The following is a 12,377-nucleotide window of genomic DNA, read 5'->3' on the forward strand; positions in this document are numbered from 1 at the left end:
GGGCGAGCCGATCGCCCAGGGCACGCCGACGTCGTCCGGGCCGGCGGTGAGGGTGTTGTTGCGGCCCTTGCGGAAGGTGGTGCCGATGGGGTGGATGGGCGGGAGGTAGACGACGTCGAAGCCCATGTCCGCGATCGCCTTGAGCCGGCGCGCGGCCGTGCGGAAGGTGCCGTGCGGTTCCTCGGCGGTGCCCTCCGAGCGCGGGAAGAACTCGTACCACGAGCCGTACAGCGCGCGTTCGCGCTCCACCAGCAGCGGCATCGGGTCCGAGGCGGTGACCAACTCCCGCAGCGGGTACCGGGCGAGCACCGACTCCACCTCCGGCGCCAGGGCCGCGGCCAGCCGCCAGGCCGCCGGGCGGCCGTCGTCCCGCAGGGCCGCCGCCGCGTCCAGGACGGCCTGGCGCCGGTCCTCCGGGACACCGCCGGCCGCACGCTCGTACAGCTGCGCGCCCTCGGTCAGGACCAGTTCGGTGTCGATGCCCGCCGGTATCTTGATCCGGGCGTGGTGCCGCCAGGTGGCCAGCGGGTCCGACCAGGCCTCCACCGTGTAGGTCCAGTGGCCGGGTTCGCCCGCGGTGACCGTGGCTCCCCAGCGGTCGGTGCCCGGGGCGAGTTCCCGCATCGGCGTCCAGGGGCCGGGCCGGCCCGCCGGGTCCCGCAGCACCACGTTCGCCGCGACGGCGTCGTGGCCCTCGCGGAACACGGTGGCCGACACCTCGAACGACTCCCCGGTGACGGCCTTGGCGGGCCGGCGGCCGCGCTGGACCACGGGGCGTACGTCGAGGACGGGGATACGGCCCACGGCGGTGGCCGTCTCCGGGGAGGACCGCTCCCCGGTGGTGGCGGCGGCGTTGGCGGCGACGGCGGTGGACGGACCGTCGGCGCCGGCCGGCGCCGTGCCTTTCCTGCCCGTCGTCTTCTTTCCTGTGGCCTTGTCCTTACTGCTGGTCGGTGGTGCTGACGAGTGGTGCGTGGCGGGCATGACCGCTCCTGTCCGCTTCAACGAGGGTATGGCGGATGGATATGGGGAGGTGGGTCCTGCGAGGTGCTGTGGTGCTGTGGTGCTGCTGTGGGGTGTACCGGAGGAGCCTTCCCACCCGGTTCGGGTGGGCAATCCGGCACTTTGTTAACTACTCACGCGTACGTCCACCCACAAGACCGGCCCCTTTTCCCGAGTGCCCGGTGACCGGGTCTTGACGCCCGTTGCCAGGGCAGAACCCCGTGCGGCCGTTCGTACCGCGCACGGGCCCGCGTCGGCTCGTCAACTCACACACCAAGTGCACCATTTGGCCCTCGCAGGAGCTGGAGTTCCTCACGGTGGACGAGGAGAGCGACGGACCCCGGGTACGGCGCCGCAGCTTCGGACCGGCCGACGTCCCGCGCGCTCGCTGAAGGAGCACGGCGGATACCAGGGGGCGGAGGTCCGGGAGGCCGACGACCGGTACGCCCCGCGGCTCAGGCGCGAGGTGGAGCGCTTCGTGGAACACGCGGGGCCCGGCGACCACCTGCTCTTGGTGCTGTCCGGACACGGTTCCCGCGAGGACGGCTCGGACCTGCTCGGACGGCTCGGGTACTCCGTACGGGATCTCGACGAGCATCCGGGACGGCCCCGCGACTGCCTCGACATGGCGCTCACGAGCCTTGAGGACCACGGTGGGCCGCCGTGGCTGGACGCGGACCACCGGGTGCCCTGGCACCACGTGCTGCGCGGCGCGGACACCTGCCGGCTGACGACGGATGAGGTCGTCGAGCGCCTGGCCCGCTGCGGTGACGACGTGACCCCGGAGCCCCTGGCCGGTGACCGGACGCAGCAGGACGACGTGTTCCTGCTCCGCAACGGCCGACGACATGCCGATGACCCCTGGCATCCCGTGAACACCCCCGCCCCCACCGCGGTCGCCCGCCGGCTCGGACAGCTCGGGCACGTCCTCCCGGAGGACGTGGAGTTCACAGAACCCGCCGTTCGGTAAGGACAAGCCGGGCCAACCCCGAAGTAACCACTACCGTCGACAGTGATGACAGGGCGCACACAGCGGTGCGTCCCCCTCCGCATGCGACGAGGTGGAATGTGAAGGCGATCCGCCGATTCACCGTCCGACCTGTTCTCCCCGACCCCCTGCGGCCCCTGAGCGACCTGGCGCGCAATCTGCGCTGGTCCTGGCACGCCGAAACGCGCGACCTGTTCCAGTCCGTCAGCCCCGAGGGCTGGGCCGGGGCCGGCGGGGACCCGGTGCGGCTGCTGGGCAGCGTGCGGCCGGCCAGGCTGGCCGAGCTGGCCGGGGACCGGCGGTTCCTGCGCCGCCTCACCGCCGCCGCCGACGACCTCGACGACTACCTCACCGGCGACCGGTGGTACCAGGAGCAGGCCGCCGGCCTGCCCGCCGCCGTCGCCTACTTCTCACCCGAGTTCGGCATCACGGCCGCGCTCCCGCAGTACTCCGGCGGCCTCGGCATCCTCGCCGGCGACCACCTGAAGGCGGCCAGCGACCTCGGGGTGCCGCTGATCGGGGTGGGACTGCTGTACCGGCACGGATACTTCCGGCAGACCCTCTCCCGGGACGGCTGGCAGCAGGAGCACTACCCGGTGCTCGACCCCAACGAACTGCCGCTCACCCAGCTCAAGGCGGCCGACGGCACCCCGGCGCAGGTCTCCCTCGCGCTGCCCGGCGGCAAGGCGCTGCGCGCCCGGGTCTGGCTCGCCCAGGTGGGCCGGGTGCCGCTGCTGCTGCTCGACTCGGACGTGGAGGAGAACGAGCTCGGCGAACGCGGGGTGACCGACCGGCTCTACGGCGGCGGCAGCGAGCACCGGCTGCTCCAGGAGATGCTGCTCGGCATAGGAGGTGTGCGGGCCGTACGGACGTACTGCCGGCTCACCGGGCACCCGGAGCCGGAGGTGTTCCACACCAACGAGGGGCACGCGGGCTTTCTCGGCCTGGAGCGGATCGCCGAACTGTGCGCGGACGGACTGGACTTCGACTCGGCGCTGGAGGCCGTGCGGGGCGGGACGGTGTTCACCACGCACACCCCGGTCCCGGCCGGCATCGACCGCTTCGACCGGGAGCTGGTGGGCCGGCACTTCGGCCCGGACGCCGAACTGCCCGGTATCGACGTGCAGCGCGTCCTGGCGCTGGGCATGGAGACCTACCCGGGCGGCGAGCCGAACCTGTTCAACATGGCCGTGATGGGGCTGCGGCTGGCCCAGCGGGCCAACGGGGTGTCGCTGCTGCACGGGCAGGTCAGCCGGAACATGTTCGCCGGGCTGTGGCCGGGATTCGACGCCGAGGAGGTGCCGATCACCTCCGTGACCAACGGGGTGCACGCGCCGACCTGGGTGGCGCCGGAGGTGCTGCGGCTCGGCGTCCGGCAGATCGGCGCCCAGCGTGCCGAGGACGCGCTGAGCGTCGGCCGCTCCGAACGCTGGGACGCGGTCGCGGACATCCCGGACCAGGAGGTCTGGGAGCTGCGCCGCACCCTGCGCGAACAGCTGGTGCTGGAGGTACGGGAGCGGCTGCGCGCCTCGTGGCGGCAACGCGGCGCGGGCGACGCCGAGTTGGGCTGGGTCGACGGGGTGCTGGACCCGGACGTCCTGACGATCGGTTTCGCGCGCCGCGTCCCGTCGTACAAGCGCCTGACGTTGATGCTCCGCGACCGCGACCGCCTGATGGAGCTGCTGCTGCACCCGGAGCGGCCGGTGCAGATCGTGGTCGCGGGCAAGGCGCACCCGGCGGACGACGGCGGCAAACGCCTGGTGCAGGAGCTGGTCCGCTTCACCGACGACCCGCGGGTCCGCCACCGGATCGTCTTCCTGCCCGACTACGGCATGGCGATGGCGCAGAAGCTCTACCCCGGCTGTGACATCTGGCTGAACAACCCGCTGCGCCCCCTGGAGGCCTGCGGCACCTCCGGCATGAAGGCGGCGCTGAACGGCTGCCTCAACCTCTCGGTCCTGGACGGCTGGTGGGACGAGTGGTTCCAGCCGGACTTCGGCTGGGCGATCCCGACCGCGGACGGCGCGGGCACCGATGCCGACCGGCGGGACGACATCGAGGCGGCCGCCCTGTACGACCTGCTGGAGCAGCGGATCACCCCCCGCTTCTACGAGCGCGGGCGCGCCGGCCTGCCCGACCGCTGGATCGAGATGGTCCGCCAGACCCTCTCCCTGCTCGGCCCGAAGGTGCTGGCCGGCCGCATGGTCCGGGAGTACGTCGACCGGCTCTACGCCCCCGCCGCGCGGGCGCACCGCGCGCTGACCCCGGACACGGCCCGGGACCTCGCCGGGTGGAAGGCGCGCGTGCGGGCCGCCTGGCCGGGGGTGAGCGTCGACCACGTCGAGACGACGGCGACGACGGCCACGGCGGAACTGGGCGGCACCGTGGGCCTGCGGGTCCGGGTCGGCCTCGGTGAACTGGGCCCGGACGACGTGGAGGTGCAGGCGGTGTCCGGGCGGGTGGACGAGGAGGACCGCATCGCGGACGCCACGGTGGTCCCCCTGAAGCCGGCCGGCGCCCCCGACCTGGAGGGCCGCCTCCTCTACGAGGGCCCCCTCTCCCTGGACCGCACCGGCCCCTACGGCTACACGGTCCGCATCCTCCCCACCCACCCCCTCCTCTCCTCCGCCGCCGAACTGGGCCTCCTGACGCTCCCGTCGGAGGAGGTGGTGGAGGGGGCCGGGATGGTGTTGCGGTGAGGGACGCTTCCTCGCTGTCTCACCACAGACCGACGCGAGCGCGGCAGTGGCTACGGGCCCGCAGCCACTGCCGCTGCGCGGGAAGCACGCAGGCGTTCAGAGCACGTCGGACAGAGCGGCGCGGAACGCGTCCACCTCTCGCTGAACGTAAGGCGAGAGGTCGGTGAGCATGCGGACTGTCCCGTCAAGGTGACGTGCGAGTTCCGGTGCGTTCCTCCACACCGGTTCCTTCCGCGTCAATGCCGCCGAGAGCAAGTCGTCGTCGTACCAGCCGCCCGCCGCTTCCTGTGGTGCTGTCTCGCGCAGGAAGTCCAGAGCAACGGGAAGGAGCCATCGCAGGCCGACATCCTGGGCGATCAGCCGGCGTAGATCCTCCACGCTGAGATCTTCGATGGCTCGTCTCCTCAACTCGTGAACGCTGAGAACCAAGCTCGTGCTGCCCTCCGGGGGATCGGGCCATCGGTCCCCCTCCAACTCTTCGATGGATCTGCTTTTGTCAACGAGATCCGAGAGCATGATCTCCTTCATTCCGAGATGAGCCTAACGATGTCCGATCGAATGCAGGAAGCCATTTAGGCGGTCAAGCTCTCCGATCACCTCTTTGCGCTTGGCGATTAGAACTCCGATTCCTCGGTCCGTCAGCGTTTCAGGAGGACTTTCGATTTCACGTTCAAGAACTCTCCTTGCCCTGTCCAGACCATCCCGTGCCTGCTTTAGTTCCGCGATGTGATCGAGGGGTCCAGGCCGCGGACGAAGTCGACCAGGCCGGCGGTGCCCTTGGCCACGCCACCGGCGAAGTGGGTGAGTTCGATGCTGGTGGACAGTCCTCCGTCGGCGAGGTCGTTCTTGAGACGGCTCAGGGGCGGGGGTTCCGCAGGGGCGTGGGCCAGGGCCGCCTTGACCTTGCCCTGGGCGTCGGAGGCCGCGGTGTTGCGCTGCTTACGGGCCTCGGTGAGCTTGTCGACAGCCGCCTTGATGTCGGCTTTGCCGGGGTCCTGGAAGGGGCCGGGCTTCGGGCCGGGGTCCTCGTCGGCCTTGATCTTGGCGTTGTAGGCGTCGACTTTCTTGTTGTACGCGTCCACCGCGTCCTTGGACGCCTTCACGCCCTTCTTGTAGAGCTCTACAACCTCCTTCGCCTGTCATTGTGCCCACTTGACGGTGTCGGCGTACGCCTCCAGCGCCCCGGCCGCCGTGGCGCACGCCTCGGCCGCCTGCGCCCACTTGACGGGGTGCACGGCGAACTTCTCCCGGAACGCGTCGCCGCCCTCGCCCTGCCAGCCGGAGGAGTCGACCTTCTTCAGCCCCCGGCCGACCTTGTCGAACGCGCCGTGGAAGTCCCGCAGGTGCTTGGCGCTCTCGCGGATCTTGCCTGGGCTGCCATGGACGAGTTCGTTCGCCTCCTCGCTCTGGCCGAGCTGCTGCTCGCCCGGGGTCGCCCCGAGGTCGGAGGCGACACCGTCGCCCCAGTCCTCCACGCTGTCGGCCCAGTCGTGCGCACCGACGTAGTCCAGTGCCCCGCCCAGCTTGTCGGTGCCGTAGTCGACCGCCTCGCCGAGCTTCTTCTTGCCCTCGTCGTAGAGATGTTCTCCGTAGCCCAGGGCACTGTTCAGGCCGTCGCCGATGTCACCGAAGACCCCCATCAGTCCTCACCGCGCTGCTGCTCGACGGCCTCGGCGCGGGCCTCGGGGGAGGGGCCGAAGGTGTCGTCCAGGTACTGGTCGTACTCCTTGTCCGAGACCCCGAACGCGTTGTACACGTCCTCTTGGCTGAGACCCATCGGGCCCACGGTGTGCGAGGTCATCAGGTCGCGGCCGGCGTCCTTCCAGCCCTGCTTGCTGTTGGCCCAGGCCTGTTCGAAGGACTCCTTGCTGTAGTCCGCCTCCCCGACGGAGGAGGCGATGTCGCCATAACCCATCTTCTGCACGTCCTCCTCGGAGGCGTACGGATTGCCGATGGCCGCGTTGGTGACGATCTTGAAGGTGCCCTCGACGTACTGGTCGGTCTCGTAGTACGTGCCCGCCGCCAGGCCCGTCTTCGCGGCGAAGCCGTTGCCCTCGTCGATCAGCGACCGCACGCCCCACTCCCAGCGTTCGCAGAACGACTTGAACTCGTCCGTGAGCCCTTCGTGGCCCAGTTCCAGCCCGGACAGGGCGATGTCCGAGAAGCCACGCCCGGCGCCGGCCTCGCCGACCATGCCCAGTTCCTTCAACTCGCCCAGCGCCTCGGTCAGGCCCTTGGCGATCAGACCGAGTCCCTCCGTCGCCAGATCCTTGCCGCCGCCCCCGGTCACCGCTCGTCCCCCTTGTCCTCAGGCGCCGCACCGGCGTCCACCGCCACCTCGTCCGGCACGATCCCGCGCACCGGAGGAAACACCATCCCGTCCTCACCGTCCGCGCAGTCCAGCGCCACCCCGCACGGCACCCCGGCCGCCGGAACCGCAGCGTCCAGCAGACGCGCCCCCAGCCACCGCTGGTACGGCCACTCCCGGTCACCCTCACCCCGCGCGAGCGCGAAACGCGCCAACGCCTCCTCGTTCGAGAAGGCGTAGAACCAGCGGACACCACCGAAGTCCGCCGTCAGCGGCGCGTCGTCTTGGTCCAGGGGTACGAGCACCGGGGTACGACGGAACTCGCCGAGCAGATTCGCGAATTCATGCCGCCGGTGCTCCGCCGCATCGGTCTGTGGTGCCCCACGCTCAGGCAAACCGGGGCCTTCGGACGCCTTGGGTGTGGTCGTGTCCCGCTGGTCGCTACGGGTCGCGCCCGCGTAGTCATATAGCCGTGACCTGGGCTTATCTGCAGCAGATCCGGTATTGCCCCCGTGATTGTCCACGGCCGGATCATCACATCGGCGCGTTCCGGATCGCAACGCGGAGCGCGGATCCCGTCGGCGGCACGACCGAATTCCGGCCTGTCAAAGGGTCATGCTTCCGGCAGGTTCCCGCACAACTTCCTCAGTACAACCCCGCACCGCCGCGCGTAGGCGTGTTGCAGTCCGCGGGTTGCCGGGCCGCCCGCGCGGGCGTACCACTTGGCGGCCTTGCTGAAGGCCGCCACCGTCAGCCAGACCGTGCCGTCGCCGGTGCGGTCGACCACGAAGGCCTCCTCGCCGCACTCGGGGTGGCCTTCGAGGGTGCCGTAGGCCCAGCCGGCCCGGCGGTGCTCCTCGGCCGTCCATATGATGCGGCAGGGGGCCCTGATGACGCCGGCCAGGGTGACGGTGACGTCGGTTCCGGGGGCGGCTCGGTCGGCGCCTGCGTCTATGCCGACGCCGAGCGCGCGGTGCATCTCCCAGGTCAGGACCGCCTCGGCGGCTCGCTGGAACACCTCCTGGCCCTCGCCGAGGCGGGTGCGGACCAGCATGGGGTGGAAGCCGGGCGGGCAGAAGGTGAGATCGTCGCGGGTCGCACCGACCGGCTCGTAGGTGAAGGTCGCCGAGGACATGGGTCACAAGGGTAGGGCGGCACCCGGAAGAACCGCTTCCCGGGTGCCGCCCCCCTCACGAGCCGGCGCGGACTAGCTGACGTTGACCGCCGTCCAGGCCGCCGCGACCGCGTTGTACTCGGCGCTGCCGGAGCCGTACAGCGCGGACGCCGCGTTCAGGGTCGCCGTGCGGGCGGCCTTGTAGTTGGTCGTCGACGTCATGTACGTGGTCAGCGCCTTGTACCAGATCTGGAGCGCCTTGGCGCGGCCGATGCCGGTGACGGCGGCGCCGTTGTAGGTCGGCGAGTTGTAGGTCACGCCGTTGATCGTCTTCGAACCGCTGCCCTCCGACAGGAGGTAGAAGAAGTGGTTCGCGACGCCGGACGAGTAGTGCACGTCCTTGCTGCCGACGGTCGAGGACCAGTAGTCGGCCGAGCCGCCGTCCTTGCTGGGCTTGTCCATGTAGCGCAGCGGGGTGCCGTCGCCGTTGATGTTGATCTTCTCGCCGATGAGGTAGTCACCGGGGTCGGACGCGTTGTTCGCGAAGAACTCCACGCCGGTGCCGAAGATGTCGGAGGTGGCCTCGTTCAGGCCGCCGGACTCACCCGAGTAGTTCAGGCCCGCGGTGTTGGAGGTGACGCCGTGGCTCATCTCGTGGCCGGCCACGTCCAGCGAGGTCAGCGGGTCGACGTTGCCGGAGCCGTCGCCGTAGGTCATGCAGAAGCAGCTGTCGTCCCAGAACGCGTTCACGTAGGCGTTGCCGTAGTGCACGCGGGAGTAGGCGCCGACACCGTTGTTCTTGATGCCGTTGCGGCCGAACGTGCTCTTGTAGAAGTCCCAGGTCTCGGCCGCGCCGTAGGCGGCGTCGGCGGCCGCGGTCTGGTCGGAGGAGGAGCTGGAGGCGGTACCGGTGCCGAAGACGTTGGTGGAGCTGGCCACCAGGGTGCCCGTGCCGGACGTCTTGCGGGCCAGGTTGTAGGTCTTGTGGTTGCCCCGGGCGCTGTCGGTGAGCTGGTACGTCGAGCCCGACTGCACGGAGTTGAGGGTGACCGTGCCGGAGTACAGCGTCTTGCCGGTCGCGGTCTCGACGCCCTGGTACTCGAAGAGCTTCTTGCCGGTGGCCGCGTCGGTGATGACGTGCAGCTGGTTCGGGGTGCCGTCGTCCTGGAGGCCGCCGACGACGGTCTCGTAGGCGAGGACGGGCTTGCCGGAGCCGGCCCAGATCACCTTGCGGGCGCCGTCCGCGGTGGTCTTGGCGGAGCCCAGCGTCTTGGCGGCGGACACCGCCTGCTTCTCGGCCTTGGCGGCGGTGATCTGCGGCTTGAGCGAGGCCACCTTGATCGCCGACTTGGTCGCCTTGGTGACGCCCTGGGTCTTGCCGGACTTGGCCGTGTGGACGATCAGGTCGCCGCCGAGCACCGGCAGGCCCGCGTAGGTGCGCTCGTAGCGGGTGTGGACGGTGCCGTCGGCGTCCTTGACGACGTCCTTGACGACCAGCTTCTCCTGGGCGCCGAGGCCTATCTTCCGGGCGGTGCCGGCCGCGTCGGCCTGGGCCTGCTGGATCAGGGTGGTGCGCGCGGCCGCGGACAGCGCGGTCGGGGCGGCGGCGAGGGGCTTGGCCGCGGGCTGGGCGGTGGCACTGGTGGTGACACCGGTGGCGAGCAGCGCTCCGGCGGCGACAGCGGTGGCGATGGCCAGAGTGGTGCGCTTGTGACGCGCGTAGAGGGGGCTCACAGAAGCTCCTTCTGGTGGGGGAGTCCGGGCAGTGTGGGGTTACTGCCGGAGTGAGGTGGCGTTGCGAAGTTGCGGTGCTGCTGCGGCGGGTGGAGAGAGAGTGACATCAAGGACGCGTACATGTCAGGACCCTGACGTGATGTTGGCCGAAAAACGCTGTCCGAGAAACGTTGCGGGCATGTGAACCGGGTGCCGTCCGGGGTGCTCGACCCCCGGACAGCCCCGTGGTCCCGGGCGCCTGGCGTGCGGTTTACGGGAAGGTCAGCTTCCAGCCGTTGAGTGTTCCGGTGTCGTACGTGGCCTGATCCTGCACCCGCAACTTCCACGTGCCGTTGGCCGATTCGGCGGAGGCGTCGACCGTGTAGGTCTCGTTCACGTCGTCCGCCGAGTCCGAGGAGCTGAAGTTCTTCAGCCGGTAGGCGGTGCCCGACGGGCCGACGAGGTCGATCACCAGGTCACCGCGCCAGGTGTGGGTGATGTCGACGCTCACCTGGAGGCTGCCGGGCGCGTTGCCGGTGCGGCCGGAGACGGTGATGTCCGACGTGACGGCGGGGCCGTTGTCCGGCACCGGCACCGGCGTGGTGCTCTCGTACGACGTACCGCCGCCGGTCCCGCCACCGGAGCGCGAGCCGACCCCGACGCCCGCCCAGGCGTCCTGCACGGCCTTGTATTCGGCGCTGGTGGTGCCGTACAGCTCGCCGGCGGCCGCGAGGGTGCCGGTGCGGGCGCCCGCGTAGTTGGTCGTGGACGTCCACTTGGTGGTCAGCGCCCGGTACCAGATCTGCAGCGCCTTGTCCCGGCCGATGCCGGTGACCGCGAGCCCGTCCGCCGTCGGCGAGTTGTAGCTCACACCGTTGACGACCTTGGCGCCGCTGCCCTCGCTGAGCAGGTAGAAGAAGTGGTTCGCGGGACCGGACGAGTAGTGCACGTCCACGCCGCCGATGCCCGAGTACCAGGTGTCCTTGGAGGCGCCGTCCTTGCTGGGCTTGTCCATGTAGCGCAGCGGGGTGCCGTTGCCGTTGATGTCGATCTTCTCGCCCACCAGGTAGTCGCCGGGATCGCTGGAGTTGTTCGCGTAGAACTCCACGCCGGCGGCCATGATGTCGCTGGTCGCCTCGTTCAGGCCGCCGGACTCACCGCTGTAGGTGAGGTTCGCGGTGGCGGAGGTGACGCCGTGGCTCATCTCGTGGCCGGCCACGTCGATCGAGGTCAGCGGTTTGGCGTTGCCGGAGCCGTCGCCGTAGGTCATGCAGAAGCAGCTGTCGTCCCAGAACGCGTTGACGTAGGCGTTGCCGTAGTGCACGCGGGAGTAGGCGCCGACGCCGTTGTTCTTGATGCCGGTGCGGCCGAACGTGCTCTTGTAGTAGTCCCAGGTGAGCGCCGCGCCGTAGTGGGCGTCCGCGCCGGCGGTGGCGGCGTTGGAGCTGCTCCCGTTGCCCCAGGTGTCGGAGGACTGCGAGAACAGGGTCCCGGTGCCGGAGGTGCCCCGGTTCAGGTTGTACGTCTTGTGGCCCCCGCGCGCCCCGTCGGTGAGCGTGTACGCCGAGCCCGACTGGGTCGTGGTCAGCGTGACCTGCCCGCTGTACTGGGTGTTGCCGATGCCGCTCTTGACGCCCTGGTACTCGAAGAGCCTCTTCCCGCTGGCCGCGTCCGTGACGACGTGCAGCTGGTTCGGGGTGCCGTCGTCCTGGAGGCCGCCGACGACCGTCTCGTACGCCAGCACGGGCTTGCCGCTCGCCGCCCAGATCACCTCGCGGACGCCGTCCGCGGCCGGCTTCGTGGCGCCGAGCGCCTTCGCCCGTTGGACGGCCTGCTTCTCGGCGGCGGCCTTCGGCACGGCCGGGGTGAGCCCGGCGACCTTCAGCGTGGCGCCGGTGGCCCGGATCACCTCCATGGTCTTGCCCGACCTGTCGGTGGTCACCACCAGGTCGCCGCCGAGCACCGGCAGACCCCCGTACGTGCGCTCGTAGCGGGTGTGCAGCGTGCCGTCGGCGTCCTTGACGACGTCCTTGACGACCAGCTGCTCCCGGGCGCCCAGGCCGATCTGCCGGGCGGTGGCGGCGGTGCCGGCGTCGGCGTGGCGTATCAGCTCGGCGCGCTGCGCGGGCGTGAGCCTGACCGCCGCGTGGGCCGGGCCGGCCTTGCCGGCCCGCGGGGTCGCCGGGGCGGCGGTGGCCGCGCCGGACTGGACGGCGGCGGCGATCAGGGCGGCGACGCCGGCGAGGGCGACGGTGGCGGCACGGCGGTGCGCGGTGGGACGGTGCGGGGTGTGGGAGGTGCGTCCGCGAGAGGAATTGCTTCTCACACTGACTCCTTCTGCGTGACCGCGGGTCGCGCGGCCGGGGAGACCGGACGATGGGTTGGGGCGTCCGGGCAGAACAAGGCGGTACGCGAAAGCCACGTGCAGGTGCGGAGCCGGCTCACACAGAAGGCGCGGAAACTGTGGGGCCGCTGTGAGTCGGCCAGGGAAGAGTGGCAGGCGATCTCACTCCTTGTCAGGACCGCGTCACCAATTTGGCCGGAAACGGTTCG

Annotated in this window: 10 protein-coding genes and 1 pseudogene; 2 read left to right on the plus strand and 9 right to left on the minus strand. The window is 70.5% G+C overall.

Going from position 1 to position 12,377, the window contains the following annotated elements:
* Positions 1 to 984, minus strand: a 984-nt coding sequence (locus AB0947_RS31565) for a maltotransferase domain-containing protein (RefSeq protein WP_366753778.1), incomplete at its 3' end; no start/stop codon positions are given.
* A gap of 496 nt (positions 985 to 1,480) precedes the next feature.
* On the opposite strand from AB0947_RS31565, the gene AB0947_RS31570 reads away from it, so the two are divergent.
* Both AB0947_RS31570 and AB0947_RS31575 read left to right on the plus strand, forming a co-directional pair.
* The gene (locus AB0947_RS31570; RefSeq protein WP_366753779.1) at positions 1,481 to 1,972 is read left to right on the plus strand and encodes a hypothetical protein; all 492 of its coding nucleotides are present in this window, start codon (positions 1,481 to 1,483) and stop codon (positions 1,970 to 1,972) included.
* A 98-nt stretch (positions 1,973 to 2,070) separates the two neighbouring features.
* Complete coding sequence (locus tag AB0947_RS31575; RefSeq protein WP_366753780.1) at positions 2,071 to 4,689, plus strand: glycosyltransferase family 1 protein; 2,619 nt, start codon at positions 2,071 to 2,073, stop codon at positions 4,687 to 4,689.
* A gap of 96 nt (positions 4,690 to 4,785) precedes the next feature.
* Here the strand turns inward: AB0947_RS31575 and AB0947_RS31580 are convergent, their stop codons facing one another.
* The 8 genes and pseudogenes from AB0947_RS31580 to AB0947_RS31615 form a co-directional block, all read right to left on the minus strand.
* Positions 4,786 to 5,217: a contact-dependent growth inhibition system immunity protein gene (locus AB0947_RS31580; protein WP_366753781.1), complete on the minus strand. Its 432-nt coding sequence runs from the start codon at positions 5,215 to 5,217 to the stop codon at positions 4,786 to 4,788.
* Between the two features lie 12 nt (positions 5,218 to 5,229).
* Positions 5,230 to 5,415: a polymorphic toxin type 28 domain-containing protein gene (locus tag AB0947_RS31585; protein WP_366753873.1), complete on the minus strand. Its 186-nt coding sequence runs from the start codon at positions 5,413 to 5,415 to the stop codon at positions 5,230 to 5,232.
* A pseudogene (locus tag AB0947_RS31590) lies at positions 5,403 to 6,329 on the minus strand (putative T7SS-secreted protein). The gene AB0947_RS31585 and the pseudogene AB0947_RS31590 overlap by 13 nt, the downstream one beginning before the upstream one ends.
* Positions 6,329 to 6,979 carry a hypothetical protein gene (locus AB0947_RS31595; protein WP_366753782.1) on the minus strand — a complete coding sequence of 217 codons (651 nt, stop codon included), beginning with the start codon at positions 6,977 to 6,979 and terminating at the stop codon, positions 6,329 to 6,331. The pseudogene AB0947_RS31590 and the gene AB0947_RS31595 overlap by 1 nt, the downstream one beginning before the upstream one ends.
* On the minus strand, positions 6,976 to 7,392 hold the full coding sequence (locus AB0947_RS31600; protein ID WP_366753874.1) for a hypothetical protein: 417 nt from the start codon (positions 7,390 to 7,392) through the stop codon (positions 6,976 to 6,978). The genes AB0947_RS31595 and AB0947_RS31600 overlap by 4 nt, the downstream gene beginning before the upstream one ends.
* 218 nt (positions 7,393 to 7,610) lie before the next feature.
* Positions 7,611 to 8,132: a DUF1990 domain-containing protein gene (locus AB0947_RS31605; RefSeq protein ID WP_366753783.1), complete on the minus strand. Its 522-nt coding sequence runs from the start codon at positions 8,130 to 8,132 to the stop codon at positions 7,611 to 7,613.
* A gap of 72 nt (positions 8,133 to 8,204) precedes the next feature.
* Positions 8,205 to 9,845, minus strand: coding sequence for a M4 family metallopeptidase (locus AB0947_RS31610; RefSeq protein WP_366753784.1), 1,641 nt, complete (start codon positions 9,843 to 9,845; stop codon positions 8,205 to 8,207).
* A gap of 250 nt (positions 9,846 to 10,095) precedes the next feature.
* Positions 10,096 to 12,150, minus strand: a complete 2,055-nt coding sequence (locus AB0947_RS31615) for a M4 family metallopeptidase (RefSeq protein WP_366753785.1) — start codon at positions 12,148 to 12,150, stop codon at positions 10,096 to 10,098.
* Positions 12,151 to 12,377 lie beyond the last annotated feature (227 nt).

The organism is Streptomyces sp. NPDC047841, assembly GCF_040704085.1.
GTDB classification, from domain to species: domain Bacteria; phylum Actinomycetota; class Actinomycetes; order Streptomycetales; family Streptomycetaceae; genus Streptomyces; species Streptomyces argyrophylli.

What these genes read in the sequence shown, in the direction of transcription:
- AB0947_RS31580 (WP_366753781.1), bottom strand. Translation starts at nt 5,217, where the DNA reads ATGAAGGAGATCATGCTCTCGGATCTCGTTGACAAAAGCAGATCCATC.
- AB0947_RS31605 (WP_366753783.1), bottom strand. Translation starts at nt 8,132, where the DNA reads ATGTCCTCGGCGACCTTCACCTACGAGCCGGTCGGTGCGACCCGCGAC.